This window comes from Kitasatospora sp. NPDC023176 (assembly GCF_055560495.1).
In genome coordinates, this window is record NZ_JBVHIP010000015.1 from 59,080 (window position 1) to 84,943 (window position 25,864).

General features: G+C 72.6%; 23 protein-coding genes and 2 riboswitches. Of the genes, 15 read left to right on the forward strand and 8 right to left on the reverse strand.

Features of this window, described 5'->3' with window-relative positions:
* Positions 1–49 precede the first annotated feature (49 nt).
* The 4 genes from qcrB to ctaE form a co-directional block, all read right to left on the reverse strand.
* The gene (gene qcrB, locus ACZ3YL_RS21255; protein ID WP_188304000.1) at positions 50–1,708 is read right to left on the reverse strand and encodes a cytochrome bc1 complex cytochrome b subunit; all 1,659 of its coding nucleotides are present in this window, start codon (positions 1,706–1,708) and stop codon (positions 50–52) included.
* Entirely contained in the window at positions 1,705–2,757 is a 1,053-nt protein-coding gene (qcrA, locus tag ACZ3YL_RS21260) for a cytochrome bc1 complex Rieske iron-sulfur subunit (RefSeq protein ID WP_188303999.1), read from the reverse strand. Before qcrA ends, qcrB begins: the two co-directional genes overlap by 4 nt.
* An 8-nt stretch (positions 2,758–2,765) precedes the next feature.
* Complete coding sequence (gene qcrC, locus ACZ3YL_RS21265) at positions 2,766–3,575, reverse strand: cytochrome bc1 complex diheme cytochrome c subunit (RefSeq protein ID WP_188303998.1); 810 nt, start codon at positions 3,573–3,575, stop codon at positions 2,766–2,768.
* 187 nt (positions 3,576–3,762) lie between these two features.
* Positions 3,763–4,383 (reverse strand): aa3-type cytochrome oxidase subunit III, encoded by a 621-nt coding sequence (ctaE, locus tag ACZ3YL_RS21270; RefSeq protein WP_188303997.1) that lies wholly within the window; start codon positions 4,381–4,383, stop codon positions 3,763–3,765.
* A 397-nt stretch (positions 4,384–4,780) separates the two neighbouring features.
* Between ctaE and ACZ3YL_RS21275 the strand changes: the two genes are divergently transcribed.
* The 3 genes from ACZ3YL_RS21275 (at position 4,781) to ACZ3YL_RS21285 (ending at position 8,115) form a co-directional block, all read left to right on the forward strand.
* Positions 4,781–5,206, forward strand: a complete 426-nt coding sequence (locus tag ACZ3YL_RS21275; RefSeq protein WP_188303996.1) for a response regulator — start codon at positions 4,781–4,783, stop codon at positions 5,204–5,206.
* Positions 5,207–5,324: 118 nt separating this feature from the next.
* The gene (gene trpD, locus ACZ3YL_RS21280; protein ID WP_188303995.1) at positions 5,325–6,401 is read left to right on the forward strand and encodes an anthranilate phosphoribosyltransferase; all 1,077 of its coding nucleotides are present in this window, start codon (positions 5,325–5,327) and stop codon (positions 6,399–6,401) included.
* 178 nt (positions 6,402–6,579) lie between these two features.
* Positions 6,580–6,697: riboswitch (SAM riboswitch) on the forward strand.
* Between the two features lie 53 nt (positions 6,698–6,750).
* The gene (locus tag ACZ3YL_RS21285; RefSeq protein WP_188303994.1) at positions 6,751–8,115 is read left to right on the forward strand and encodes an aminotransferase class V-fold PLP-dependent enzyme; all 1,365 of its coding nucleotides are present in this window, start codon (positions 6,751–6,753) and stop codon (positions 8,113–8,115) included.
* Between the two features lie 3 nt (positions 8,116–8,118).
* Here the strand turns inward: ACZ3YL_RS21285 and ACZ3YL_RS21290 are convergent, their stop codons facing one another.
* Positions 8,119–8,400 carry an Lrp/AsnC ligand binding domain-containing protein gene (locus ACZ3YL_RS21290; RefSeq protein ID WP_030240061.1) on the reverse strand — a complete coding sequence of 94 codons (282 nt, stop codon included), beginning with the start codon at positions 8,398–8,400 and terminating at the stop codon, positions 8,119–8,121.
* A 41-nt stretch (positions 8,401–8,441) separates the two neighbouring features.
* On the reverse strand, positions 8,442–9,224 hold the full coding sequence (locus tag ACZ3YL_RS21295; RefSeq protein ID WP_465659076.1) for a rhomboid family intramembrane serine protease: 783 nt from the start codon (positions 9,222–9,224) through the stop codon (positions 8,442–8,444).
* A 229-nt stretch (positions 9,225–9,453) separates the two neighbouring features.
* On the opposite strand from ACZ3YL_RS21295, the gene ACZ3YL_RS21300 reads away from it, so the two are divergent.
* The 6 genes from ACZ3YL_RS21300 to ACZ3YL_RS21325 all read left to right on the forward strand — a co-directional run bounded on the left by ACZ3YL_RS21300 (position 9,454) and on the right by ACZ3YL_RS21325 (position 16,719).
* The gene (locus ACZ3YL_RS21300) at positions 9,454–9,717 is read left to right on the forward strand and encodes a hypothetical protein (protein WP_188303992.1); all 264 of its coding nucleotides are present in this window, start codon (positions 9,454–9,456) and stop codon (positions 9,715–9,717) included.
* Positions 9,718–10,072: 355 nt separating this feature from the next.
* Positions 10,073–11,374, forward strand: coding sequence for an NYN domain-containing protein (locus ACZ3YL_RS21305; protein WP_188304024.1), 1,302 nt, complete (start codon positions 10,073–10,075; stop codon positions 11,372–11,374).
* 201 nt (positions 11,375–11,575) lie between these two features.
* Positions 11,576–12,610 (forward strand): C40 family peptidase, encoded by a 1,035-nt coding sequence (locus tag ACZ3YL_RS21310; RefSeq protein WP_188303991.1) that lies wholly within the window; start codon positions 11,576–11,578, stop codon positions 12,608–12,610.
* A 337-nt stretch (positions 12,611–12,947) separates the two neighbouring features.
* A riboswitch (cyclic di-AMP (ydaO/yuaA leader) is annotated at positions 12,948–13,102 on the forward strand.
* Between the two features lie 10 nt (positions 13,103–13,112).
* On the forward strand, positions 13,113–14,237 hold the full coding sequence (locus ACZ3YL_RS21315; protein ID WP_465659077.1) for an NlpC/P60 family protein: 1,125 nt from the start codon (positions 13,113–13,115) through the stop codon (positions 14,235–14,237).
* A gap of 227 nt (positions 14,238–14,464) precedes the next feature.
* Positions 14,465–15,511 carry a C40 family peptidase gene (locus tag ACZ3YL_RS21320; RefSeq protein ID WP_188303989.1) on the forward strand — a complete coding sequence of 349 codons (1,047 nt, stop codon included), beginning with the start codon at positions 14,465–14,467 and terminating at the stop codon, positions 15,509–15,511.
* Between the two features lie 53 nt (positions 15,512–15,564).
* Positions 15,565–16,719, forward strand: coding sequence for a hypothetical protein (locus tag ACZ3YL_RS21325; protein WP_465659078.1), 1,155 nt, complete (start codon positions 15,565–15,567; stop codon positions 16,717–16,719).
* A gap of 22 nt (positions 16,720–16,741) precedes the next feature.
* On the opposite strand, the gene ACZ3YL_RS21330 is transcribed toward ACZ3YL_RS21325, so the two are convergent.
* Positions 16,742–18,097 carry a glycosyltransferase 87 family protein gene (locus ACZ3YL_RS21330; RefSeq protein ID WP_465659079.1) on the reverse strand — a complete coding sequence of 452 codons (1,356 nt, stop codon included), beginning with the start codon at positions 18,095–18,097 and terminating at the stop codon, positions 16,742–16,744.
* A gap of 212 nt (positions 18,098–18,309) precedes the next feature.
* Here ACZ3YL_RS21330 and ACZ3YL_RS21335 point away from each other — a divergent pair, with 212 nt between their 5' ends.
* Complete coding sequence (locus tag ACZ3YL_RS21335; RefSeq protein WP_188303987.1) at positions 18,310–19,446, forward strand: glycosyltransferase family 4 protein; 1,137 nt, start codon at positions 18,310–18,312, stop codon at positions 19,444–19,446.
* Positions 19,447–19,516: 70 nt separating this feature from the next.
* Here the strand turns inward: ACZ3YL_RS21335 and ACZ3YL_RS21340 are convergent, their stop codons facing one another.
* Positions 19,517–21,310 carry an AMP-dependent synthetase/ligase gene (locus ACZ3YL_RS21340; protein ID WP_188303986.1) on the reverse strand — a complete coding sequence of 598 codons (1,794 nt, stop codon included), beginning with the start codon at positions 21,308–21,310 and terminating at the stop codon, positions 19,517–19,519.
* Positions 21,311–21,654: 344 nt separating this feature from the next.
* On the opposite strand from ACZ3YL_RS21340, the gene ACZ3YL_RS21345 reads away from it, so the two are divergent.
* From ACZ3YL_RS21345 to ACZ3YL_RS21365, 5 genes are all read left to right on the forward strand, one after another.
* A complete protein-coding gene (locus tag ACZ3YL_RS21345) occupies positions 21,655–22,089 on the forward strand; it encodes an SRPBCC family protein (RefSeq protein WP_188303985.1) in 435 nt (144 codons plus the stop codon).
* Positions 22,090–22,122: 33 nt separating this feature from the next.
* Positions 22,123–23,295: an ArsA family ATPase gene (locus tag ACZ3YL_RS21350; RefSeq protein WP_465659081.1), complete on the forward strand. Its 1,173-nt coding sequence runs from the start codon at positions 22,123–22,125 to the stop codon at positions 23,293–23,295.
* A gap of 109 nt (positions 23,296–23,404) precedes the next feature.
* The gene (locus tag ACZ3YL_RS21355) at positions 23,405–23,809 is read left to right on the forward strand and encodes a DUF5304 family protein (protein ID WP_465659082.1); all 405 of its coding nucleotides are present in this window, start codon (positions 23,405–23,407) and stop codon (positions 23,807–23,809) included.
* 192 nt (positions 23,810–24,001) lie between these two features.
* The gene (locus tag ACZ3YL_RS21360; protein ID WP_188303983.1) at positions 24,002–24,943 is read left to right on the forward strand and encodes an ROK family glucokinase; all 942 of its coding nucleotides are present in this window, start codon (positions 24,002–24,004) and stop codon (positions 24,941–24,943) included.
* A gap of 158 nt (positions 24,944–25,101) precedes the next feature.
* The gene (locus ACZ3YL_RS21365) at positions 25,102–25,860 is read left to right on the forward strand and encodes an endonuclease/exonuclease/phosphatase family protein (protein ID WP_465659083.1); all 759 of its coding nucleotides are present in this window, start codon (positions 25,102–25,104) and stop codon (positions 25,858–25,860) included.
* Positions 25,861–25,864: the final 4 nt, after the last annotated feature.

The window sequence follows — 25,864 nt, forward strand, 5'->3', positions numbered from 1 at the left end:
ATGAACTCTGGTCAGCGGCCCTCGGGGTGACGCGGGGGTGCGTACGGGATCAGTGGTGGCCGTGGCCGCTGGTGATCTCGTGGTGCTCCTCGGCGGTGGGCTTGGGGATCTGGCTGCCCTCGCCGTAGAAGCCGCGGGAGAGCTTGGCCCGGGTGCGGGTGAGGGCGCCGGCCTTGCGGGCCACGCCGTTCTCGTCCGTCTGGGCCGGCAGCTCGACCGGCTGGTTCTGCTCGTGCGCCGTGAGGGTGTGCAGGTCCTTCGCCGGCAGCTGGGCGTGCACCTCGACGAACTCACCGTGCGGCAGGCGCTTGATGACGCCGGTCTCGCGGCCGTGCAGCACCTTCTCCTTGTCACGGCGCTGGAGGCCGAGGCACCAGCGCTTGGTGACGATGAAGGTGATGACCGGCACCAGGAAGAAGCCGGCACGCACGAAGTAGGTGATCGAGTTGAGCGACAGGTGGAAGTGCGTGGCGAACAGGTCGTTGCCACCACCGACCAGCAGGACCAGGTAGAGGCTGATCCAGGCGGCACCCAGGGCGGTGCGGACCGGGGCGTTGCGCGGGCGGTCCAGGATGTGGTGCTCGCGCTTGTCGCCGGTGATCCAGCCCTCGATGAAGGGGTAGACCGCGATGGCGACCAGGACCAGCGGGAAGATCATCAGCGGGATGAAGACACCCAGGTTCAGGGTGTGGCCCCACAGGCTGATCTCCCAGCCCGGCATGACGCGGATCAGACCCTCGGAGAAGCCCATGTACCAGTCGGGCTGGGCGTCGGTCGACACCTGGTCCGGACGGTACGGGCCGTAGGCCCAGATCGGGTTGATCGTGGCGATCGCCGAGATGGCGGCGATGATGCCGAAGACCAGGAAGAAGAAGCCACCGGCCTTGGCCATGTAGACCGGCATCAGCGGCATGCCGACGACGTTCTTCTCGGTCTTGCCCGGGCCCGCCCACTGGGTGTGCTTGTGGTAGAAGACCAGGATCAGGTGCGCCACCAGCAGACCGAGCATGATGCCCGGGATCAGCAGCACGTGGATGGTGAAGAACCGCGGCACGATGTCGTGGCCGGGGAACTCGCCCCCGAACAGGAACATCTGGATGTAGGTGCCGACCAGCGGGACCGCGAGGATCGCGCCTTCCATGAAGCGGATACCGGTACCCGACAGCAGGTCGTCCGGCAGCGAGTAGCCGAAGAAGCCGTCGAACATGCCGAGGACCAGCAGCAGGAAGCCGAAGACCCAGTTGATCTCACGCGGCTTGCGGAACGCGCCGGTGAAGAACACGCGCATCATGTGCACGAGCATCGCGGCCACGAAGACCAGCGCGGCCCAGTGGTGGATCTGGCGGATCAGCAGACCGCCGCGGATCTCGAAGCTGATGTCCACCGTCGAGGCGTACGCCTCGGACATCCCGATGCCCTTGAGCGGCACGTACGAGCCGTTGTAGACGACCTCGGCCATCGACGGCTTGAAGAACAGCGTCAGGTAGACACCGGTCAGGATGATGATGACGAAGGTGTAGAGGCAGATCTCGCCCAGCATGAAGGACCAGTGGTCCGGGAAGATCTTGCGCAGGTTGGCCTTGGCGAGGGAGTAGATCCCCAGCCGGCCGTCCGTCCAGTCAGCCGCGGACTCCCACTTGTTGGCGGGATTGGCGCGCGTGCTGGAGGGCTTGGCGGCACCGGTCTTGGTGCTGCTCGCGCTACTCATCGAGCACGCTCCCAGAAGCTCGGGCCGACGGGCTCGTCGAAGTCGCCGGTGGCGACCAGGTTGCCCTTGTCGTCAGTGGTGATCTTCAGCTGCGGCAGCGGGTGGCCGGCCGGGCCGAAGATGACGCGCGCGCCGTCCGCCAGGTCGAAGGTCGACTGGTGGCAGGGGCAGAGCGCGTGGTGGGTCTGCTGCTCGTACAGGCTGATCGGGCAGCCGACGTGGGTGCAGATCTTGGAGTAGGCGAGGATGCCCTCGAAGCCCAGCTCCCTGGACTTGTCGTCCTTGATGTCGTCCGGCGCGATGCGCACCAGCATCAGGGCGTCCTTGGCGATCCGCTGCTGGAAGTCCTCGTCGTGCGTGGTCAGACCCTCCGGCATGGCGAAGGTCAGCGAGCCGATGACGAGGTCCTCGGGCTTCATCGGCTGCAGGGTGCTCATGTTGACGAGCTGCAGGGGCCTGGCCGGAGTGGCCTCCTTCCAGCCCGTCTCCTTGAGCTTCTTCTCCGGCAGCGGGCCCAGGTCGCGGAGCAGGACCACGCCGGAGAGCGGGACCAGCGCCATCGACCCGATGAGGGTGTTGCGGATCATCTTGCGGCGACCGAAGCCGGACTCGGCGGCACCGGTCTTGAACTGCTCGATGACGTCCGCGCGGACGTCATCGGGGGCCTCGATCGGGTGACGCTCGGCCGGCAGCTCGACGTCCGACATCAGGGTGCGGGCCCAGTGGACCGCGCCCGCGCCGATCATGAACAGCGCGACGCCCAGGGTCAGGCCGAGCGCGAAGTTCAGCGCGCTGACGTGACCCAGCGGGAAGATGTAGACGATCTTGTCCGGGTCGATGGCCACGTACGAGGCGATGAAGCCGATGGTGGCCAGCATCGAGACCACGAACATCAGCGAGACCTGACGCTCGGCCCGCTGGGCGGCCCGCTCGTCGATGTCGGTGCGACGGGGCTCGTGGGCCGGCAGGCCCGGGTCGGCGAACGGGTTGCCGTGGTCGGCCACCTCGCCGGCGGAGCCGTGCGGCTCCGGAAGCTTCTCTTCTGACATGTCGTGGCTCATGACTTCTTGGCCTTGGTGGTGTGGGCGGCGACCCAGATCGCGACCGCGATGAGCGTGCCGAGGCCGAAGATCCAGCCGAACAGGCCCTCGGTCACCGGACCGAGGCTGCCCAGGGTGAGACCGCCGGGGTTGGGCTCATCGTTGGTGGTGTGGCGGACGAAGGCCACGATCTGCTTCTTCTGCTCCTCGGGCATGGTGCTGTCCGGGAACGACGGCATGTTCTGCGGGCCGGTCTGCATGGCCTCGTAGATGTGCTTGGCGTCCACGCCCTCCAGGGACGGGGCGTACTTGCCCTTGGTCAGGGCACCACCCTGACCGGCGAAGTTGTGGCACTGGGCACAGTTGGTGCGGAACAGCTCGCCACCCTTGGAGATGTCGTCAGGGTTGGTCGAGGTGTACTGCTTCGCGTCCGGGGTGATCGGGCCGGGGCCGAGCGACTGGACGAAGGCGGCGAGCTGGTCGATCTCGCCCTGGGTGTAGATGGCCTTCTTGCGCGGCACCTGGGCACCCGGCTGCTGAGCCGGCATGCGGCCGGTGCCGACCTGGAAGTCGACGGCGGCGGAGCCCACGCCGACCAGGCTCGGACCGTCACTGCTGCCCTGGCCGTTCAGGCCGTGGCAGGAGGAGCAGCCCACGGCGAAGAGCTTCTTGCCCTCATCGATCGCGAGCGACTGCGCGGCGACGTCGGCCTGCGCCTTGTCGGCGGGCGCGAACAGGCCGTACAGCCCCCCGGTGGCCGCCAGGGCGAGAAGTAGGACGACCAGCGCCGCCAATGGGTGGCGCCGTCGTGCGGAGAGCTTTTTCACGGAATAACCCCGGTGTCAGGATCTGGTCGACTGGTGGGTGCACCCGGCTGCCGGTCTGGCCGGCACGAGGCTGCCTGTCCAAGGCTGCGCGCGCGGTCGGTCGGTGGGAGCGTCGGCACCGGCAGAAGCGGCCCGTCGCCGGTGAGGGCGGGGGCCGCTGCCGGTGGCCAGCGACCTGATCAGCTGGTTACTTGATCAGGTAGATGGTCGCGAACAGGCCGATCCACACGACGTCGACGAAGTGCCAGTAGTAGGACACGACGATCGCGGCGGTGGCCTGCTCGTGCGTGAAGCGCTTGGCTGCGTACGTCCGTCCGAGGACCAGCAGGAAGGCGATCAGACCACCCGTCACGTGCAGACCGTGGAAGCCGGTGGTCAGGTAGAACACCGTGCCGTACGGGTCGGAGGACAGCGAGAGGCCGTCGTTCTTGACCAGCTCGGTGTACTCGTAGACCTGGCCGCCGATGAAGATCGCGCCCATGAAGAACGTGAGGATGAACCAACCGCGGAGCTTCTTCACGTCACCGCGCTCGGCGGCGAACACGCCGAGCTGGCAGGTGAGCGAGGAGAGCACCAGGACGGTGGTGTTGATCGAGGAGAACGTCACGTTGAGGGCGTGCGCCTTCTCGGCCCAGAACTCGGCTCCCTTGACGGAGCGGAGCGTGAAGTACATCGCGAAGAGGGCCGCGAAGAACATCAGCTCGGAACTGAGCCAGACGATCGTTCCGACGCTGACCATGTTCGGTCGATTGACCGATCCGTGCGCGTGCCCGGTTTCTGTTGCTGTTGCTGTCGCCACGACGGACATTATGTCGGTCCCTTATTCCGTCTTCACGTCGGGGGGTGTCCCTCGGAGTGTCCGGTGCGTGCGGTATGCCCGCTTGAGGGCCGACGGGGTGTCCGGACGGCGGCCGGTCAGCGGCGTGTCCCTTTTCTGACGGTTCCTCGGGACGGCCCGCTACCCCCTTGCCCGGCGCGTCGTTGCACGGTCGGCGCAGCGTCGGGTTGTAGGGGAGGGGAGTGCGCCATCGGCTGTCCGGGTGGACCTGGCCGGCCCGGGTGACGGGCCGTCCTCCGGGCGGGTGAGCCGTGGGCGCGGCGGCTTGAGGGGGAACGTGCGCGAGGGGGACCGGCGACGGGCGAAACGGGGGTAGCATCCGGATCAGGTGAACGTGGTCCGGATCACACTTGAGGGAGCAGGGTCCATGGCGTACACGACCGACGAGACGCTCACCGTCCTCGTCTACAGCGACGACCGCAACACCCGCGAGCAGGTGCTGACGGCGCTCGGCCGTCGGCCCGCCGAGGATCTTCCGGAGCTGTCCTACCTCGAATGCGCGACCACCCCCGCGGTGCTCAAGGCGCTGGAGAAGGGCGGCGTCGACCTCTGCGTGCTGGACGGCGAGGCGGTGCCGGCCGGCGGGCTCGGCCTCGGGCGACAGCTCAAGGACGAGATCTACGGCTGCCCGCCGGTGCTGGTGCTGATCGGCCGGCCCCAGGACTCCTGGCTCGCCGCCTGGAGCCGGGCCGATGCCGCGATCTCCCGCCCGGTGGACCCGGTGGCGCTGGCCGAGGCGGTCGCCACCCTGCTGCGGGCCCGGTTGGCCAAGCGGGCCCCCGCCACGCGTTGAACAGTGCCGTCTCAGTACTAGAGAAGACGGGGCCGTAGGGACCCCGCCGCTCGATAGGCTGGCTCCATCCGTACGGACGTCCCCCCGAGCGGGGAACCGACAACAGCTGGAGTCAGCCATGGTGAACGTGAACCCTGCGAACGGTGGTACCGACCCCGCGCAGGTGGTCCGCACCTGGCCGGACCTCCTGGCGGCGCTGTTGAAGGGGGAGGACCTCGACCGCTCGTCCACCGCGTGGGCGATGGACCGGATCATGAGCGGCGAGGCGTCCCCCGTCCAGGTGGCCGGGTTCATGGTGGCGCTGCGGGCCAAGGGCGAGACGGTCGACGAGATCGCCGGCCTGGTGGACGCGATGTACGAGCACGCCGAGCCGCTGGAGATCCCCGGCCCGGCGGTCGACATCGTCGGCACCGGCGGCGACCGGGCGAAGACCGTCAACATCTCGACCATGTCGGCGATCGTCGCGGCGGCGGCCGGGGCGAAGGTGGTCAAGCACGGCAACCGGGCCGCCTCCTCGTCCAGCGGGTCCTCGGACGTGCTGGAGAAGCTCGGGGTGGCGCTGGACCTCTCCCCCCGGCGGGTGGCCGAGGTGGCCGAGGAGGTCGGACTCACCTTCTGTTTCGCGGCGAGGTTCCACCCCTCGATGCGGCACGCCGCCACCGCGCGGCGCGACCTCGGGGTGCCCACCGCGTTCAACATCCTCGGCCCGCTGACCAATCCGGCGAAGGTCACCTCGCACGCCATCGGCTGCTTCGACACCCGGCTGTCCGGCTTGATCGCCGGGGTGCTCGCCCGGCGCGGGGCGACGGCGCTGGTGTTCCGCGGTGACGACGGGCTGGACGAGCTGACCATCACCACCACGTCGCGGGTCTGGGTGGTGCGCGACGGGGTGGTCACCGAGACCGCCTTCGACCCGCGGGACGTCGGCATCGAACTGGTCGGCATCGAGACGCTGCGCGGGGCCGACGCCGCCTACAACGCCGAGGTCGCGCGCCGGCTGCTGGCCGGGGAGCGCGGGCCGGTGCGGGACGCCGTACTGCTGAACACCGCGGCGGCGCTGGTCGCGCTCGACCTCGGCGACGCGCCGCTGTCCGAGCAGCTCGCGGCGGGCATGGCGCGGGCGGCCGAGGCGATCGACTCGGGCCGGGCGCAGGACCTGCTGCGGCGCTGGTCGGAGGCCACCAGCCGGATCTGAGGCGGTAGTTGAGGGCCCGTGCCGGTTTTCCGGTGCGGGCCCTCGCGCGTGGGCCCGCTCTCGTGCCCCGAGCGTCGGCACCGGGCCCGAGCGCCCCGGAGGCGGGTGGGCGAAGGCAGAGTCCGGATGGTGGATACCTGTTTGACCGTCCGACGCGCCCGACCTAGAGTCTTGGCCAGGTCATGAGTGACAGCGTCAAGCCCCAGCTGGCTGTCCGGCAACCCTCCGTCCGTGGCGGGGTGCCCTGGGTGAGGACCGGGTCGCCGGGCATGCCGTCCGCGCGACAAGCGCGGACGCCCGATGACTAGCACTCCCGGGGGTCCCTCACCCCCAGAAGGAGTGCATCCTCATGTCGGTCTCTGTTGACCTCTGCTCCCCGCTCGCCGTTCTCGGCCACGACGTCCAGGTGCCGCTGGCCAGCGGTGCGAAGGTCGGTTACGCCGCGCTGGACTACGCGGCCAGCGCGCCGGCGCTCCAGCGGGTGTGGGACGACGTCGCCGCCTACGCGCCGTACTACGGCAGCGTGCACCGCGGTGCCGGCTACCTCTCGCAGCTGTCCACCGACCTGTTCGAGCAGAGCCGCCGGACCGTCGCCGAGTTCCTCGACCTGCGCGAGGGCGACCAGGTGGTCTTCACCCGCGCCACCACCGACTCGCTCAACCTGCTGGCCGCCGCCGTGCCGGCCGGCGCCCGGGTGTTCGCCTTCGAGACCGAGCACCACGCCTCGCTGCTGCCCTGGGCGCACGCCGGGCTGGAGGTCGCCTACCTGCGGGCGCCGCGCTCGCGGGCCGAGGCGGTCGAGGCGCTGGAGGCCGCGCTGGCCGCCGCGCCCGAGGGCCCCAAGCTGCTGTGCGTCACCGGCGCCTCCAATGTGACCGGCGAGCTGTGGCCGGTCGCCGAACTGACCGCGACCGCGCACCGGTACGGCGCCCGGGTGGTGCTGGACGCCGCCCAACTGGCCCCGCACCACCGGGTCTCGGTGCGCGAGCTGGACGTCGACTGGATCGCCTTCTCCGGCCACAAGCTGTACGCGCCGTTCGGCGCCGGGGTGCTGGCCGGGCGGGCCGACTGGCTGGACGCGGCCGAGCCGTACCTGGCCGGCGGCGGGGCGACCCGCACGGTGGCCCGGGAGCTGGACGGCTCGGTGGCGGTGCAGTGGCACAGCGGCCCGGCCCGGCACGAGGCCGGCTCGCCCAACGTCATCGGGGCCTACGCGATCGCCTCGGCCTGTCGGGCGCTGACCGAGGCCGGCTTCGACGCGCTGGAGGCCCGGGAGCGGCAGCTGGTCGACCGGCTGACGGCCGGGCTGGCGGAGATCCCGGAGGTCAGGGTGCTGAACCTGTTCGGCGCCGGCTCGGCCCGGGTGGGCGTGCTGTCCTTCGTCGTCCGGGGCTGGAACAGCTCGCACTTCTCGGCCGCGCTGTCCGCCGAGTACGGCATCGGGGTGCGCGACGGGCTGTTCTGCGCCCACCCGCTGGTGCGGACCCTGCTCGGGGACGAGGACGTCGCCGTGTCCGAGTGCGGGGCGCCCGAGCCCTCGCTGCCGGGCGAGCGCAGCCTGAACGCGATCCGGGTGAGTTTCGGGGCGGGCACGCCGGACGAGCACATCGAGCGTTTCCTGACCGCCGTCCGCGAGCTGGTCACCGACGGCGCGGCGTGGAACTACCGCAACGAGGGCGGCCGTTGCGTCGCCGACAGCCGCCGCGAGGGCTGAGGACTACTCGTCCAGGCCGAGGGCGAAGGCCGCTTCCAGGTCGTGCTGGGAGTAGGTGCGGAAGGCGATCTGGGTCTCGGTGTGGGCCACGCCCGGGACCTTGTTGAGCCGGCCCGGGATGACCTCGGCCAGGTCGTCGTGGCGGCGCACCCGGACCATCGCCACCAGGTCGTAGCCGCCGGTCACCGAGTACACCTCGCTGACGCCCTCGATCGCGGCGATGGCCTCGGCGATCTCCGGGATGCGGTCGACGCTGGTCTTGATCAGGACGATGGCAGTGATCACTGTGCGGGCTCCTTCATGGGGTGCGGCCAGCGTATCGGGCCTCAGCCGGGGCGTCTCGGGGGGTGTCCGGCCACGGTGCAGGCGTACAGGAAGCCGGCCGAGAAGCCGATCACGTGCACCAGGTAGGCCACCCCGGGCCCGGCCGAGTGCACCGACCACCACTGCAGGGCGAACCAGAGGCCGAGCACCAGCCAGGCCGGGAAGCGCAGCGGGAGGAAGAGGAGCAGCGGGACCAGGGTGGTGACCCGGGCCCGCGGGTGGAAGCGCAGGTAGGCGCCGAGGACGCCGGAGATCGCGCCCGAGGCGCCGATCAGGACCCGGGTGGAGTCCGGCGAGTGGGCCTCGGCGAGCGCGAAGCCGTACGAGGCCAGGCTGCCGGCGGCCAGGTAGAAGAGGAGGTACCTGGCCCGGCCGAGCCGCCGTTCGACGGTGGGGCCGAAGACGTGGAGGAAGAGCAGGTTGCCCAGCAGGTGCAGCCAGCCGGCGTGCAGGAAGAGGCCGGTGAGGGCGGACACCGCGGGGTGTTTGCCGGTGGTGGGGGCGGCGGGGCAGCCGGGGACCGGGTCGGGGGCCTCGGCCAGTTGCCCGGCGGTGAGCGGGTGGCCGGTCAGCAGTTCGGCGGGGACGGCTCCCCAGCGCTGCTCGTAGCGCTGCTCGGCGCAGATCCGGGCCTGGCCGGTGCCGTACAGCGGGTTGACGCCGGCCGCCGGGCCGAGCAGGAAGACCAGGGTGTTGACCGCGATCAGGGCGTAGGTGACCGCCGGGGCGGGCACCGCCGGGCGGCCGTCCCACGCGTCGGTGTGGCCGGGGGCCGCGAGTGCCATGCGGCCAAGCATCCCTCCGGGCGCGGCAGGTGACACGGCGGTTTACGGCAGGTGGACTACCGGTCCGTCCGGCGGGGCGGAACGGGCTCCGGTCATCTCAGCTGACCGGTGGTCCTGATGGTTGCCCCAGGCAATAGGCTTGGGCCGGGCCATCCCGCCTCCCGCCGCCGATGCCGGGGCTCCGGGGGGAGCGCCTAGCCCACCCAGGGACCAGCCGAGAGGATCCCCGATGACCGTCCCCGCACTGACCGCCGAGACGCGCTGGCGCTGCACGCTGTGCGGCAACCTCACCCGCTTCGACGTGACCCGCACCGCGCGGGTGACCGAGTTCCTGCACTTCGACCTGGCCGGCGAGTCCAAGGTCGAGGAGACCGAGGTGCACAGCGAGACGATCGAGTCGGTGCGCTGCCGCTGGTGCAACGCGGTGGACCAGGTCGAGCTGGTGGCCCGCCCGGGTGCCGAGGGCGCGGAGGCCCCCGCCGCGCAGGGCTGACCCCTCCGGTGCGGTGGGTGGTGCGCGACGCGGCCGTCCACCGCACGGGACAATACAGACAAGACGCACGGAGCGTGACGACAGGGGCGGCCGCGGCCGTACCCGCTGGATCAGGATCGGAGCCGAGGACGTGGTGGACGCAGCGAGGGAGCCCGGCGAACCGCAGGGGCTTCAGCCCGCTGCGCAGGCACCGGAGCCGGCGGCCGGGACGGTCCCGTCCGAGACCCCTGGCGGGGGCGCCGACGCTTCGGGCACTCCCGCTTCGGGTGCTGCCGCCTCGGATACTCCCGCCTCGGATACTCCCGCCTCGGATACTCCTGCCTCGGGTGCTGCCGCGGAGCGCGCGGCCGAGAAGCTGGACCGGCCGCTGCCCGAGGGCGTGCGCCGGCGGGTGGTCGGGCTGGCCTCGGACGCGCTGGGCGGGCTGCCGCCCGGGGAGCTGCCGCAGAGCCTGCGTCAGTACGCCAAGTTCACCCCCGCGCGGCGGGCCAAGTACGCGGCCACCGCGCTGGCGGCGGCGCTGGAGTCCGAGCCGGCCTTCCGGGTGCGGATAGCGGAGCGGCTGCGGCTGGGCCAGCCGGACCTGGTGAAGGCGTTGGAGTCGGGCAGCGTCCCCGGCGCCGCCGATCCGATGGACGTCGCGGCCGCCGCCTACCTGGTGCGCTCGGCGGGCTGGAGCCGGCTGGTCGCCGAGGCCGGCGAGGAGGCCGAGCGGGCCGGCGCCGAGGACGCGGTGGCGGAGGCCTCCCGGCTGGTGGAGAAGCTGCAGGCCGAACTGGCCGAGGTGCGGGCCGCCGCCCGGGCGGACCTGGACCGCCAGCGCGCGGAGTTCGAGGGCGTCCGGCGGGAGGCCGAGTCGCTGCGCAAGAAGGTGCGGTCGCTGGAGAGCGACACCCGCCGGGCGCAGGCCGAGACCCGGCGGGTGGCCGCGGAACTGGAGGCCGCGAAGGCGCAGGCCGCGGGTGAGCGCAGCGCGGCCGAGAGCGAGGCGCGGCGGTTGCGGCACCGGGTGTCCGAGCTGGAGAGCGCGGCCGAGCAGGGCCGCCGCTCGGCCCGGGAGGGGCGCAGCGTCGAGGACATGCGGCTGCGGCTGCTGCTGGACACCGTGCTGCAGTCGGCGCAGGGCCTGCAGCGCGAGCTGGCGTTGCCGGTCTCCCAGATCCGCCCGGCGGACCTGGTGGAGGCGGTGGTGCCGGGGGCGGCCTCGCCGCACGACGTGGCCCGGCGCGGCCTGGCCGACGACGACCCGGCGCTGCTGGACCAGCTGCTGGCGATCCCCCAGGTGCACCTGGTGGTGGACGGCTACAACGTGACCAAGACCGGGTACCCGACGCTGCCGCTGGAGCAGCAGCGGATCCGGCTGCTGGGCGGGCTGGCGATGCTGGCCCAGCGCACCCAGGCGGAGGTCACCTGTGTGTTCGACGGGCAGGACCTGGACGTCCCGGTCATCATGGCGCCACCGCGCGGGGTGCGGGTACGGTTCAGTCGGACCGGCGAGACCGCGGACGAGTTGATCCGCCGTCTGGTCCGGGCCGAGCCGCAGGGCCGTCCGGTGGTGGTGGTCTCCACCGACCGGGAGGTCGCGGAGGGCGTACGGAAGGCGGGCGCGCGCCCGGTGGCCTCGGTGCTGCTGCTGAACCGGCTGGCCCGGCCCTGATCGGGGGCCCGGGCGGCGTGATGGCAGGTCAGTGCCGTCGCCGTGGGGGTGTGCGGATCCGGTGAAGTCAGCGGGAGAACCGGAGTTCACGCCTTCGGGGGAGTGGCAAAACGGGTAGATCTTCACTAGGGTCTGGCGTCAAACCTATTTTCCGGTATCTCACCCGATCGGGCGAGTCCGTTGGAAGAAGGAGCCGGTCTCTTGGCCTCCCACCGCCGTCCCAGGCAGCCCAGCCGCGCGCGGGTCTCCGTGCTCACCGCTGCCGCTGCGACCGCGGTCGCCCTCTCCGCTCAGGTGGCCGCGCACGCCGCGCCGCAGCCGAACACGACCGACGTCAAGGCGCAGATCGACCAGCTCCAGCAGGACCAGGAGCAGGCGGCGGAGAAGTACAACGGCGCCAAGGAGCGCGCCGACCAGCTCCGCAAGCAGGCCGACCAGCTGCAGGATCAGGTGGCCCGCAGCCAGGACCAGATGAGTCAGCTGCAGACCGGCCTGGCCCAGGTCGCCGGCGAGCAGTACCGCACCGGCGGCATCGACCCGTCCGTCCAGCTGATGCTCTCCTCCGACCCGTCGGGCTACCTGGAGAAGGCGTCGAGCGTCCAGCAGGCCAGCACCAGTCAGACCGAGGCGCTCAAGGGCCTGCTCGACCAGCAGCGCCGGCTGGACCAGGAGAAGGCCGAGGCGGCCGCCGTACTGGCCTCGCTGGACTCCACCACCAAGGACCTGAACCAGGCCAAGGCGGACGTCAACACGAAGCTGAAGGCCGCCCAGGACCTGCTGAACTCGCTCAGCGCCGCCGACCGCGCCGCGCTGCGGGCCCAGCAGCAGCAGGACGACCGCGCCTCGCGCGGCGCCGACCGGGTCGACCTCAGCAACCTGCCGCCGGCCAGCGGCTACGCGGCCGTGGCCGTGGCCAAGGCGATGAGCAAGCAGGGTTCGCCGTACGTCTGGGGCGCCACCGGGTCGAGCACCTTCGACTGCTCGGGCCTGATGGTCTGGGCGTACGGCCAGGCCGGCGTCTCGCTGCCGCGCACCTCGCAGGAGCAGGGCCACATCGGGACCGCGGTGACGCTGGCCACGGCTCAGCCGGGCGACCTGGTGATCTACGGCGGGGACATGCACCACGTCGCGATGTACATCGGCAACGGCATGGTGGTCCACGCGCCGCACACCGGTGACGTGGTGAAGGTGATGAAGGCCGACGCGATGCCGATCAACACCATCCGCCGGATCTGACGGGCCGACACGCCGTCGGGGCCCGTTCCGGCCGTGTGATCCGCGCCACCCTCCGGTCGGAGGGTGGCGCTTCGGCTTGTCCGTTCCGTGGCTGACTCGTGAGACCTGATCAGCTTTGCGTGCGGAACTGATCACCATCAGTCATTTTCACAAAAGAACATGGGTAATCTTCCGTCTTTTTTCTGACAAGGATTTGAACGGATCACGGTTCAGTTACTAGGGTCATGCTCCGAACCACCGCACTGTCGATCACCCAGCCCGGGTGGCGGCGGTGGTTACCGCCGAGTTCGCGAAACAGCGGGGCAGGTCGAAGCGACTGCCCGACAGGGGAGCCCAGTAGTCGGGGGTGCTGCGGAGCGGAGCCGGGGAACCACGTTCCTCCGGGGTGAATCGGCGCCAGGTCGGCCGTAGGTGAGGCCGGTGAGGCGTCGTAGGGCATGCTTCCGGCCCGAACCCGTCAGCTCACCCGGTAGGCGGACGTAGGAAGAAGGAGCCCGCCTTCGTGGCGTCCCATCGTCGTCCCAAGCCCGCCAGTCGCGCTCGTGTCTCGATCCTGACCGGCTTCGCCGCCGCGGCCGTCGCGCTCTCCGCGCAGTCCGGCGCGCACGCCGACCCGCAGCCGACCAAGGACCAGGTCAAGGAGCAGGTCGACCAGCTCAACAACCAGGCCGAGCAGGCGACCGAGAAGTACAACGCCGCCCAGGAGAAGCAGCAGGAGCTGGAGAAGCAGGTCTCCGGCATGCAGGACCAGGTGGCCCGGCAGCAGGCGCAGGTGACCGACCTCCAGGGCGGCCTCGCCGAGATCGCGGGCGAGCAGTACCGCAACGGCGGCATATCCCCGACCGTCCAGCTGATGCTCTCCTCCAGTCCGGACAACTTCCTCAGCCAGGCCGGTGCGCTCAACCAGGCCGGCAGCACCCAGAAGAACCAGCTGAAGCAGCTCCAGGACCAGCAGCGCAAGCTGGACCAGGACCGTACCGAGGCCCAGGGCAAGCTCGCCGAGCTGGAGGCCACCACCACCCAGCTGAAGGCCTCCAAGGACGAGGTCCAGACCAAGCTGAAGGCGGCCCAGGACCTGCTCAACACGCTGACCGAGCAGGAGCGCCAGGCGATCAAGGCGGCCGAGGACAAGGCCGCCGCCGACGCCAAGGCCAAGGCGGACGCCGCCGCGAAGGCCGCCCAGCCCGCCAGCTCGGACCGCGCCTCGCGCGACAGCAGCCGCAGCGACATCGGCGCGGGCGCCGCCTCCGCGCCGGTCAAGATCGCCCCGGGCAGCTCGCACGGCGCGGCCGCGCTGGCCGCCGCCGCCACCAAGGTCGGCAGCCCGTACGTCTGGGGCGCCACCGGCCCCGGCTCCTTCGACTGCTCCGGCCTGATGGTCTGGGCGTTCAACCAGGCCGGCGTGTCGCTGCCGCGCACCTCCCAGGAGCAGGCGGGCGCCGGCACCCGGATCGGCTCGGACATCTCCCAGGCCCAGCCCGGCGACATGCTGATCTTCTACGGCGACGCCCACCACGTCGGCATCTACGCCGGCAACGGCCAGGTGCTGCACGCTCCCAAGCCGGGTGCGTCGGTCCGCTACGAGGCCGTCTCCAACATGCCGCTGGCCTCCATCGTCCGGGTCTGATCCCCGCTCGAAGGTTCACGGGCCCGGTCCTCCGCCACGGGGGGCCGGGCCTGCGGCTTTTCCGGCGGCTCGGCCTGATGTCCGAATAGGGGTCAAATATTCGGGTCCGGAGGGGTTTGGACTCGCTTGCCCGGACTCGCTAACGTCTGCCACCGGACTCCCGCTCGACGGCCGCCCAGCAGGGCGCGGCCGCGGGGCCGCGCCGCAGGAATGGAGCCGCTGCCGACATGCCCGTGCACCGTCGTTCCCAACTGCTCGCCCGTGCGCTGGTACTGACCGCGGCCGCCACCACGGCCCTGGGCGTGGCGACCGCCGGCAGTGCCCAGGCCGCCCCCGGAGCGCCGGACGCGCCCGACCGCAAGGACGTCAAGGCCCAGGTCGAGCAGCTGTACGACGAGGCCGAGCAGGCGTCGGAGAAGTACAACGCCGCCCAGGAGGCGCAGAAGCGGCTCCTCGGCGAGACCACGATCCTGCAGGGCGAGGTCGCCGCCGCCCAGGACCAGCTCAACCAGCTGCGCGGGGACCTCGCCACGGTGGCCGGGGCCGAGTACCGGAGCGGCGGGATGGCCCAGACCGCCCAGCTGATGCTCTCCACCGACCCCGAGGGCTACCTCGCCCGCGCCCGGACCCTCGGCCAGGCCGCCGAACGTCAGCAGGAGACCCTGCACGAGCTGGTCACCCGTCAGCGCGGGCTCGACCAGCGCCGCACCGAGACCGCGGCCAAGCTCGCCGAACTGGACCAGGCCCGCCGCTCGCTGGCCGAGAACAAGCAGCAGATCCAGCAACGGCTGACCAAGGCCCAGAAGCTGCTCAACAGCCTGGGCGTCGCCGAGCGGACCCGGATGGTCGCCCAGGACGCCCGGGACGCCGAACAGCGCGCCACCCGCGGCACCGACCGGCTGGACCTCGGCAGCGCCCCGGCCGCCTCCGAGCGCGGGGCCGCCGCGCTGGCCGCCGCGGTGCGGATGATCGGCTCGCCCTACGTCTACGGATCCACCGGACCCCGTGCCTTCGACTGCTCCGGTCTGATGTACTACAGCTGGCGGCAGGCCGGAGTGACCCTGCCGCGGACCTCGCAGGCCCAGGCGTACGCCGGGCAGCGGATCAACCTCTCCGAAGCACGGCCGGGAGACCTGGTGATCTTCTACCGGGACATGCACCACGTCGGGATGTACGCCGGCGGCGGGGTGATGGTGCACGCGCCGTACCCGGGTGCCAAGGTCCGGTACGAGAGCGTCAACGCGATGCCGGTCTCGGGAGTGGTCCGGCTCTGAGCGCGACGCCCACCGGGCCGGACGGCCCCCACCCGATAGACCCGGCCCGCCGCGTGCTGTCCCGGCGCGGTGCGCTGCTGCTGGCCGCCGGCGGACTGGCCCAGCTGTCGCTGCCGCCGGCCGCCCCGGTGGCGGTGCCCGACGGGCGGGCCGGCGACCTGCGGGGCGAGGTCGCCGGGCTGCTGGCGGCGCGGGCGCGCTCGCTGCCCGTCTGGTCGGGGCTGACGGGGGCCGAGGCGACGTACCGCAACCTGGTGCTGTCGCCGGCCGGCGGACCGGACCGGCTGACCGGCTCCGTCGAACTGGCCGTGCGGATCAGCGGGTACGACGAGTACCCCGTGGTGTACCCGCGCCGGATCGAGCTGGTCCGGGACCCGGGCGGCTGGCGGGTCGATCGGGAGGAGGGCACCGGCGGGCCCCCGGCGCTGTGGGACCTCGGCCCGGCCCGTACCGCCCCGGGCGCCCACTGCCTGGTGCTCGGCCTCGCCGGCGGGCCCGACCCGGCCGGGCTGGTCGCGGTGGGGGACAGCGCCGTGCCGGCCGTCAACGCGGTCTGGGGCAGTGCCTGGCCCGGCCGGCTGCTGCTCGAACTGCCCGCCACCGAGCCGCAGTTCGCCCGGCTGCTGGAAGCCGACCCGGCGGGCTGGACGGGCATGGCGGCGGTCACCGTGGCCGCCCCCGGCGCGCCCTGGCACACCCCGGCGGACCGGGTGGTGATCAACCCCGAGGCGTTCGGGCGGCTCAGCGGCTTCGGCCGGCAGGTGGTCGTCACCCACGAGGCCACCCATGTCGCCACCCGGGCCGACACCCGGGCCTGGACCCCGCTGTGGCTCTCCGAGGGCGTCGCCGACTGGACCGCCTACCGCGAGTCCGGCCGCCGCCCGCAGCAGATCGCTCCCGAGCTGGCCCGGGACGTCGCGGCCGGGAAGCTGCCCACCGCGCTGCCCGCCGACGGGGACTTCGCCGCGGGCGCCACCGGCATCGCCCAGGCCTACGAGCAGTCCTGGCTGGCCTGCGACCTGATCGCCCGCCGGTACGGGACCGGGCGGCTGGTCGACTTCTACCGGGCGGTCGGCGCGGGCGACGGACAGGGCGAGGACCGCGAGCACCGCGTCGACCGGCTGCTGCGCGGCGAACTGGGCGTCGGGCTGGCCGAGTTCACCGGGCTCTGGCTGGCCGAGGTGGAAGCCCTGAAGAGCCAGGGCTGAAGGCCCCCGGGCCGGACAGGGCCTAGCGGCCGGCCGGGTGGTCGATGCCGTCCAGGAGGTCCTGCTCGTACGCGATGCCCGGGCGCACCGGGTAGGCGGAGGCGGGCGGCAGCGCCGGCGGCTCGGCCAGCACCACGGTGGGCGGCAGCGGCGCCGGGGCGCGGGTGGAGCGCCAGAGCCGGACGCAGGAGAGCACGGTGGCGGTCAGCAGCAGCAGGTTGCGCAGGCCCAGCACGGTGACCGCCAGCGGCTCGCTGTTGAGGACCTGGGTGAACATCGTCGGGAACTCGAGCAGGGTGAGCGGGCAGGCCAGCAGGATCAGCAGCGCCACCGGCCGCTGGCTGGTGCCGCGCACGGTCAGGCAGACCGCGGCGACGCCGACCAGCCAGACCAGGTACTGCGGGCTGATCACCCGGCTGGTCACCACGAAGATCAGCAGCGCGCACAGCGCCGCGTCGTACATGGTGGCGGCGTTGCGGCGGCGGGCGGTGAAGCGCCACAGCAGCAGCCAGAGGAAGCCCAGCACGGTGCCGGCCATCATCACCTTGCTGATCACGCTGACCCACGGCCCGAGCATCTCGGGGGAGCCGTAGTTCATGGTGACCTTGCCGTCCCAGCCGCCGGCCAGCCGGGACAGGTGCAGCGGCAGTGCGCCGACCGACTCGACCTCGATGCCGCGGGCGCCCTGGAAGGCCAGGAAGCCGAAGGCGCCGTTCATCCCGGCCGCGAGCAGGAAGCCCACCGAGACGGCGGTGGCGGCGGCCAGCGTCCAGGAGCGGCGGGTGCGGCGGCCGGACGGGGTGCCGATCAGGCCGAGCAGCGGCCAGACCTTGACGATGCCGCCCAGGCCCAGCAGCAGCCCGCCGATGGCCGGGCGGCGGATCAGCGCGAGCAGACCGGCCAGGGCGAGGGCGGTGACCAGGAGGTCGAAGCGGTTGTAGATCATCGGGCCGAGCAGCGGCACGGCGACCACCCACAGCCAGGCGCCGGTCAGCGTCCGGCCCTTGCGCAGCCCGGTGCGGATCAGCAGCGCGGCCGCGGCGGCGTCGGCGATCCCGCAGATCACCCAGAACGAGGTCAGGTACGACCAGGGCAGCAGGCCCGGCAGCAGGATCACCAGGGCGGCGCCCGGCGGGTACTGCCAGGTGACGTCGTCGAACGGGAAGGTGCCGGTCTGCAGCACGCCGTACCAGGCGTGGTAGATCATCCAGACGTCCGCGGTGACGTCGCCGCCGGGCGACTTCAGCACGCCGGTCATCAGCAGCACCAGCACGGTGCGGGTGGCCACCCAGGTCGCCCCGAGGGCGGCGAGCGCCCCGAGCGGGCGGCCGAGGCGGCCGCGTGAAGAACCGGACTCGGTGGCCGGGGCCAACTCCACTGCGCTCCCTCGTTCGTCTCGACGTCCTCACCGGAGGCGTCGAACTGACGGACGCCCGGGCCGCCGCGTCCGCGGCCTAGGTACTAGGACAGGCCCGGGGGTCAAACGGTTGCCGTGGGCGGATCCGTTCCCGGCGGGTCATGGTGTTGACCTATCGTACGGATCACCCAGCGGTACACCGAGCACCCCCCGACCGAGCGAGCCGTGGCCTGATGCACAGAACCTTGATCGTCACCAATGACTTCCCGCCCCGTCCGGGGGGCATCCAGGCCTTCGTGCACAACATGGCCGTCCGTCAGCCTGCCGGAAGCGTCGTGGTGTACGCCTCGACCTGGCGGGACGGCACCGAGGTGCGGGCCTTCGACGCCGAGCAGCCGTTCCCGGTGATCCGGGACCGTACGAAGGTGATGGTTCCCACACCCCGGGTCACCCGGCGGGCCGCCGAGATCCTGCGCGCGGAGAAGTGCGACTCGGTCTGGTTCGGCGCCGCCGCGCCGCTCGGCCTGATGGCGCCGACGCTGCGCCGGGCCGGGGCCGGGCGGCTGCTCGGCATGACCCACGGGCACGAGGCCGCCTGGGCCCAGCTGCCGGGCTCCCGGCAGTTGCTGCGGCGGATCGGCGCGGGCACCGACGTGCTGACGTACCTGGGCGAGTACACCCGCTCGCGGATCGCCGCCGCGGTCGGGCCGCAGGCCGCGGCCCGGATGGTGCAGCTGCCGCCGGGCGTGGACGAGACGACCTTCCACCCCGGTTCCGGGGGCGCCGAGGTGCGCCGGCGGCTGGGGCTGGCGGACCGGCCGGTGGTGGTCTGCGTCTCCCGGCTGGTGCCGCGCAAGGGCCAGGACACCCTGATCGAGGCGATGCCGCAGATCCTGGCGGACGTGCCGGACGCGGTGCTGCTGATCGTCGGCGGCGGCCCGTACCGGGCGGACCTGGAGAAGCTGGTGGACGCCACGGGCGTACGGGCCTCGGTGCGGTTCACCGGCTCGGTGCCCTGGGAGGAGCTGCCCGCCCACTACGGGGCCGGGGACGTCTTCGCGATGCCCTGCCGGACCAGGCGCGGCGGGCTGGACGTGGAGGGCCTCGGGATCGTCTACCTGGAGGCCTCGGCGACCGGCCTGCCGGTGGTCGCGGGGGACTCCGGCGGGGCGCCGGACGCGGTGCTGGAGGGCGAGACCGGGTACGTGGTGCCGGGCGGCTCGGCCGGAGCGGCGGCGGAGCGGATCGTCCGGCTGCTGCGGGACGAGGAACTGCGCCGCCGCCTCGGCGAGGCCGGGCGGCGCTGGGTGGAGCGGTCCTGGCGCTGGGACCTGCTGGCCGGGCGGCTGACCGCGCTGCTGGCGGGCTGACACCGGCACGGGAGAGGGCCCCGGGGAGTCCCGGGGCCCTCTCCGCGTACGGCCTACGTCTGCGGACGGCCTACTTCTGGTAGAGCGCCTCGATCTCGGCCGCGTAGTCCTTGAGCACGACGTTGCGCTTGAGCTTGAGCGAGGGCGTCAGATGGCCGCTCTCCTCGGAGAACTCGGTGTCCAGCAGGCGGAACTTCTTGACCGCCTCGGCGTGCGAGACGGCCGCGTTGCCGTCGTTCACCGCGGCCTGCAGGGCGGCCAGCAGGTCCGGGTCGGCGGCCAGCTCGGCGACGGTGGCGGTGGCGGGCTTGCCGTTGAGCTCCTTCCACTTCGGGAAGAAGTCCGGGTCGACGGTGATCAGGCAGGCGATGAAGGGCTTGCGGTCGCCGACCACCATGACCTCGCCGACCAGGGCGTGGGCCCGGATCCGGTCCTCGATCACGGCCGGGGCGACGTTCTTGCCGCCCGCGGTGACGATGATCTCCTTCTTGCGGCCGGTGATGGTCAGGTAGCCCTCGGAGTCCAGCGAGCCGAGGTCGCCGGTGGCGATCCAGCCGTCCTTGAGGGTGTCGGCGGTGGCCTGCGGGTTGTTCCAGTAGCCGGTGAAGACGTGCGGGCCCTTGAAGTAGACCTCGCCGTCCTCGGCGATCCGGACGGAGGCGCCGGGGACGGGCTGGCCGACCGTACCGATCTTCGGCTTGTCCCACGGGTTGAAGGCGGTGGCCGCGCAGGTCTCCGTCAGGCCGTAGCCCTCCAGGACGGTGAAGCCGATGCCCCGGTAGAAGTGGCCGAGGCGCTCGCCGAGCGGGGCGCCGCCGGAGATCGCGTGGGTGGCCCGGCCGCCGAGGGCGGCCCGCAGCTTGCTGTAGACGAGCTTGTCGAAGACGGCGTGCTTGAGCCGCAGGACCAGGCCCGCGCCGCCGGCGTCCAGCGCCCGGCTGTAGGCGATCGCGGTGTCCGCCGCCTTGTCGAAGATCTTGCCCTTGCCGTCGGCCTGGGCCTTGGCACGGGCGGTGTTGTAGACCTTCTCGAACACTCTGGGCACGCCCAGGATCAGGGTCGGCTTGAAGGAGGCCAGCTCGGCGGTGACGTCCCTGATGTCGGAGACGTGGCCCAGCTTGATCGGGGCCATCACCGGGGCGATCTCGGCGATCCGGGCGAGCACGTGGGCCAGCGGCAGGAAGAGCAGCACGGAGCTGTCGCCGGTGCGGAACAGCGGGGCCAGGCGCTCGACCACGTTGCCGCACTCGGCGAGGAAGTTGCCGTGGGTCAGCTGACAGCCCTTCGGGCGGCCGGTGGTGCCCGAGGTGTAGACGATGGTGGCGATGTCGTCGGGGCCGGCGATCGCGCGGCGCTCCTGGACCGTCGCGTCCGGGACGCCCTGGCCGGCCTCGGCCAGCGCGGCGAGCGCGCCGCCCTCGATCTGCCAGGTGTGCTTCAGCCCCGGCAGCCGGTCGCGGACCTCGGCGACCACCTTGACGTGCTGGTCGGTCTCGGTGAGGACGGCGACCGCGCCCGAGTCGCCGAGGATCCACTCGACCTGCTCGGCGGAGGAGGTCTCGTAGACCGGCACGGTGATCGCGCCGGCCGTCCAGATCGCGAAGTCCAGCAACGTCCACTCGTACCGGGTGCGGGACATGATGCCCACCCGGTCGCCGGGCTCGATGCCCGCGGCGATCAGGCCCTTCGCGGCGGCGTGCACCTCGGCGAGGAACTGGACCGAGGTCAACTCCTGCCAGTGGCCGTCCACCTTCCGGCTGAGCACCGCGACGTCCGGGTGCTCCTCGGCGTTCCGGTGCACAGGGTCGGAGAGGTTACTGCCGCTCGGTACCTGGTAGAGAGCCGGAAGGCTGAAGTCGAGCAAGACTGCTCCTCGTTCGCGACGCTGCGGGACGGCAGGACGTTACTGCCCGGTAGGCAGCTTCGACCAGGGGGTCGGCCCCGGTGTTCGAAGTGTCACACCCGGCCGGGTCGGACCAGGCCGTGACCGGGTCGTTCGACTGGCACCCTACGACAGCCCGGTGGTGACCGGTCGGTAGCCTGCCTCGCCGCCCGCCCGCAAGGCCCGCCACCACGGACCCCGGCCACCGACGCCGGTGCCCGCGCGGCCGAGCCGATCGCCGGTCGCGATAGCCTGCTCCGGGCGGATCGGGTCGAGCACGCCTCGACCGGACCGGCAGGCAGAGGGACGACGCGGAGGGCCATTCCATGGCGGAGCACACCAGGTCGAGCATCACCATCGACGCGACCCCGGCCACGGTCATGGCCGTGATCGCCGACTTCGCCGCCTACCCGGCCTGGACCGGCGAGGTCAAGGAGATCGAGGTCCTGGAGACCGGCGAGGACGGCCGCGCCGCCCAGGTTCGGCTGCTGCTCGACGCCGGCGCCATCCGGGACGAGCACACCCTCGCCTACACCTGGGACGCCGACCGCGAGGTCAGCTGGACCCTCGTCCGCAGCCAGATGCTCCGCTCGCTGGACGGTTCCTACACCCTCGCCCCGCTGGCCGGCGGCCGCACCGAGGCCACCTACCAGCTCGCCGTGGACGTCAAGATCCCGATGCTCGGCATGATCAAGCGCAAGGCCGAGAAGGTCATCATCGACCGCGCGCTGGCCGGTCTGAAGAAGCGCGTCGAGGGCTGACGGGGCCGGCACGGCGGAACGGGGGCTGACGGCATGACGGCGACGCGCACCATCCTGGTCAGCGGCGACGCGGGCGCGCCCGACGTGGCCGCCGCCACCGCCCTGCACGCCGCCCGGCGCGGCCACCGCACCTGGCTGCTCGCCGCCGACGACCCCCACCGCACCCTGGACTCCGCGCTCGGCACCCGCCTGGAGCCCGAACCGCTCCACCACGCGCCGGGCCTGACGGTCTCCCGGATCGACGAGCAGGCCGCCTTCCGCTACGCCGTCGGCGAGCTCTCCGGCCGGCTCAAGCCCGCCCTCGACCTGCTCGGCGCCGAACAGCTCGACCCCGAGGAGCTGACCGCCCTCCCCGGCATCGCCCGGCTCGCCCTGCTGCGCGCCCTGCCCGCCGCCGACCAGGACGTCCTGGTGGTGCTCGCCCCGCCACCCGCCGAACTGATCTCCACCCTCGCCCTGCCCGAGCAGCTCGGCCGCTACCTGGACCGGCTCGTCCCCGAGCAGCGACAGGCCGCCCGCGCGCTGCGCCCGCTGCTGGCCGGGCTGGCCGGCGTCCCGATGCCCGCCGAGTGGCTGTACGAGGGGCGCACCAGGGCCGCCGCCGTGCTGGCCGAGTCCCGCGCCGCGATCAGCGACCCGGGCACCAGCGTGCGCCTGGTCGTCCCGGCCGACGGCCACCCGTACGAGGAACTGCGCCGGACCCGGGCCGGGCTCGCGCTGTACGGGCACCGGCCGGACGCCGTCGTGGTGCACGGCGCGCTGCCGCCCGCCGCCCTCGCCTCGCCCGACCCCTGGCTGGCCGAGCTGGCCCGCCGCCGCCAGGAGGAACTGGACCGGCTCATCGCCGGGACCGACGTCCCGGTGCTGGTCACCGGCCTGGCCGAGGGCACCCTGGAGGCCGTCGCGGACCGCCTGTACGGGGACGGGCCCGGCCCCGAGCGGCTCGAAGCGCGCCCCTGGGCCGTCGAGGACCGGCTCGCCGAGGAGGGCCTGCTGGTCTGGCACCTCGACCTGCCCGGCGCCGACCGCACCGGCCTGGACCTGGTCCGCCGAGGTGACGACCTGGTGGTCGGCCTCGGCGCCCACCGCCGGGTCCTGCCGCTGCCGTCCGCGCTGCGCCGCTGCACGGTCGCCGGGGCGGGGCTGCACGAGGGCGTGCTCTCGGTGCGGTTCGCGCCCGACCCGTCGCTCTGGCCGCAGGGCTGACGGGCCTTCCGGCCCCCGGCCGAATCAGCGGGGCCCGGGCTCACGGCCGGTCGGGTAGCGTCGGGCCGAGGGGCCGCGGGGTGCGGCCACGGCTGAGGAGGCGCCCGCGATGACCAGCACCGACGACCGTACCGAGCCCGGCACCGAGCGGGGGAGCGGGCCGTCCCACCCGTTCGGGCCGGAGCTGGGCCCGCTGGTGGACGAGGTGCGACGGTTCGCCACCGCCATCGGTGAGAAGGCGCAGGAGACCAGCGCCACCACCCTGATCACCCTCTCCGGGCTGGCCGACCGCCTGCGCACCCAGCAGCCGGAGGTCTACACCCACCTCGCCGCGGCCGGCTCCGGGCTGGCCGCCGCCGGCGCCGAGCTGCTGGCCGCCTACCGCTCCGCGGTCGCCGGGCACGAGCAGCGCTGGACCGCCGGGGACGGGGCGTCGGTGGAGAAGATCGACCTCGACGCACCCGGCCGGACCGAGGGCCCCGACGCGGCTGACGGGCCGTCCGCCAAGCAGTGAATCCGTAACCTCCGCAGCGTGAGCAGGCTGCTCTCGTACGTCACGAAGAAGGAATTTCGATACGACTTTTGAAGCATCGCGGCCCGGCTGGCCCAGAATTGTCTTCGGATAATGTATGCGAGGCTGTGTACGGGGGCAGGGTTGGGCGGTACCGTTCCGTCCAGCGGGAACGAGTGAATAGCTGAGGGACACATGGCTCTGACCATCGGCGTCGATGTCGGCGGGACCAAGATCGCGGCAGGCGTGGTCGACGATGCGGGTGCGATCCTGGCCCGGACCCGGGTCCCCACCCCGGCCGACCCCCAGTGGGCGGTCGACGCCATCGCGCAGGCCGTGCGCGAACTCAAGGAGCAGCACTCCGGCGTCACCGCCGTCGGTGTCGGGGCCCCCGGCTTCGTCGACAGCAACCGCTCCACGGTGATCTTCGCGCCCAACATCGACTGGGAGAACGAGCCGCTGCGCGGCCGGATCGAGGAGCTCACCGGCCTGTCCACGGTGGTCGAGAACGACGCCAACTGCGCCGCCTGGGCTGAGTTCCGCTTCGGCGCGGCCGCCGACCACCAGGACATGGTGCTGATCACCGTCGGCACCGGCATCGGCGGCGGCATCGTGCTCGACGGGCGGCTGCACCGCGGCCGCTTCGGCGTGGCCGGCGAGATCGGCCACCTCAACATGGTCCCCGACGGCCTGCCGTGCGGCTGCGGCGGCAAGGGCTGCTGGGAGCAGTACGGCTCCGGGCGCGCGCTGCGCCGCTACGGCCGGGAGAAGGCCGCGGCCGACCCGGTGCGCGGCCGGCGGATGCTGGAGCTCAACGACGGCGTCGCCGAGACCATCCGCGGCATCCACATCACCGAGGCGGCCGAGGCGGGCGATCCGCTCGCCCTGGAGTGCTACGCCGAGCTGGCCGACTGGCTGGGCCGCGGCATGGCCGACCTCGCCGCGCTGTTCGACCCGGGCGTGTTCGTCCTCGGCGGCGGCGTCTCCGACTCCGGCCGACTGCTGCTCGACCCGGTCGCCAAGGCCTTCGAGCACTACCTGACCGGCGGGGTGCACCGCCCGCGCGCCGAGGTCGTGCTCGCCTCCATGGGCTCTGCGGCCGGCATCGTCGGCGCGGCGGACCTCGCCCGCACCTGAGGGTGACACCCCCTTCGCCGGTACCGGCCGACGGAGGGGGGAGCCGGACCCGCCGGCGGCGGAGCGACCGGGCCCCGACCAATCCCGGACGCGCCGCCGCCGTCGCACTACGGTCTTCCCAGGTGGCACCGCACGTGCCGTCGCACCAGGGGAGGACCATGACCGCCGCGCCCATCGAACCGCCGCCCGCCGGCCCGCGCCGACTGCGCCTGCTCAGCTACAACATCCGCTCGCTGCGCGACGACCGGCGGGCACTGGCCCGGGTGATCCGGGCCTGCGCGCCCGACCTGGTCTGCGTCCAGGAGTCCCCGCGCTACTGGCGCCCCGAAGGACAGGCCGCCTGGCTGGCCCGGAACACCGGGACGGTCGTCCTGGCCGGCGGCGGCCGCACCGCCGCCGGCCCGCTGCTGCTCGGCCGGCCCGGCGCGGTGGACGTCCTGGGCGTGCACGACCGGCTGCTGCCCAAGACCCGCGGCCTGCACGCGCGCGGCTTCGCCACCGCCCTGCTGCGACTGCCCGGCGCCGCGCCGTTCACCCTCACCAGCTGCCACCTCAGCCTGGACCCGGCGGAGCGGTACGGGCAGTTCGAGCTGCTGCTCGACCAGCTGACGATCGCCGAACAGGGCATCGTGGCAGGGGACTTCAACGAACACCCGGACGGGCCGGGCTGGCAGCTGCTGGCCTCGCGGATGTGGGACGGGTACCAGACCGCGCCCTGGGGCGGCGAGTTCACCTCCGTGCCGGAGAACCCCTACCAGCGGATCGACGCCGTCTTCGCGACGCCCGGGATCACCGTCCTCGGCTGCGGGGTGCCGCACGGGCTGCCCGGCGTCACCGAGGCCGACCTGCGGGCCGCGACCGACCACCTGCCGGTGCTGGCCGTCCTGGAACTGCCGGCGGCCTCGGACGCGCCGTAAGCCC

Coding starts and splice junctions, on each gene's coding strand:
- qcrB (WP_188304000.1), bottom strand. CDS start 1,708: ATGAGTAGCGCGAGCAGCACCAAGACCGGTGCCGCCAAGCCCTCCAGC.
- qcrA (WP_188303999.1), bottom strand. CDS start 2,757: ATGTCAGAAGAGAAGCTTCCGGAGCCGCACGGCTCCGCCGGCGAGGTG.
- ctaE (WP_188303997.1), bottom strand. CDS start 4,383: ATGTCCGTCGTGGCGACAGCAACAGCAACAGAAACCGGGCACGCGCAC.
- ACZ3YL_RS21275 (WP_188303996.1), top strand. CDS start 4,781: ATGGCGTACACGACCGACGAGACGCTCACCGTCCTCGTCTACAGCGAC.
- trpD (WP_188303995.1), top strand. CDS start 5,325: ATGGTGAACGTGAACCCTGCGAACGGTGGTACCGACCCCGCGCAGGTG.
- ACZ3YL_RS21285 (WP_188303994.1), top strand. CDS start 6,751: ATGTCGGTCTCTGTTGACCTCTGCTCCCCGCTCGCCGTTCTCGGCCAC.
- ACZ3YL_RS21295 (WP_465659076.1), bottom strand. CDS start 9,224: ATGGCACTCGCGGCCCCCGGCCACACCGACGCGTGGGACGGCCGCCCG.
- ACZ3YL_RS21300 (WP_188303992.1), top strand. CDS start 9,454: ATGACCGTCCCCGCACTGACCGCCGAGACGCGCTGGCGCTGCACGCTG.
- ACZ3YL_RS21320 (WP_188303989.1), top strand. CDS start 14,465: ATGCCCGTGCACCGTCGTTCCCAACTGCTCGCCCGTGCGCTGGTACTG.
- ACZ3YL_RS21335 (WP_188303987.1), top strand. CDS start 18,310: ATGCACAGAACCTTGATCGTCACCAATGACTTCCCGCCCCGTCCGGGG.
- ACZ3YL_RS21345 (WP_188303985.1), top strand. CDS start 21,655: ATGGCGGAGCACACCAGGTCGAGCATCACCATCGACGCGACCCCGGCC.
- ACZ3YL_RS21350 (WP_465659081.1), top strand. CDS start 22,123: ATGACGGCGACGCGCACCATCCTGGTCAGCGGCGACGCGGGCGCGCCC.
- ACZ3YL_RS21355 (WP_465659082.1), top strand. CDS start 23,405: ATGACCAGCACCGACGACCGTACCGAGCCCGGCACCGAGCGGGGGAGC.
- ACZ3YL_RS21360 (WP_188303983.1), top strand. CDS start 24,002: ATGGCTCTGACCATCGGCGTCGATGTCGGCGGGACCAAGATCGCGGCA.
- ACZ3YL_RS21365 (WP_465659083.1), top strand. CDS start 25,102: ATGACCGCCGCGCCCATCGAACCGCCGCCCGCCGGCCCGCGCCGACTG.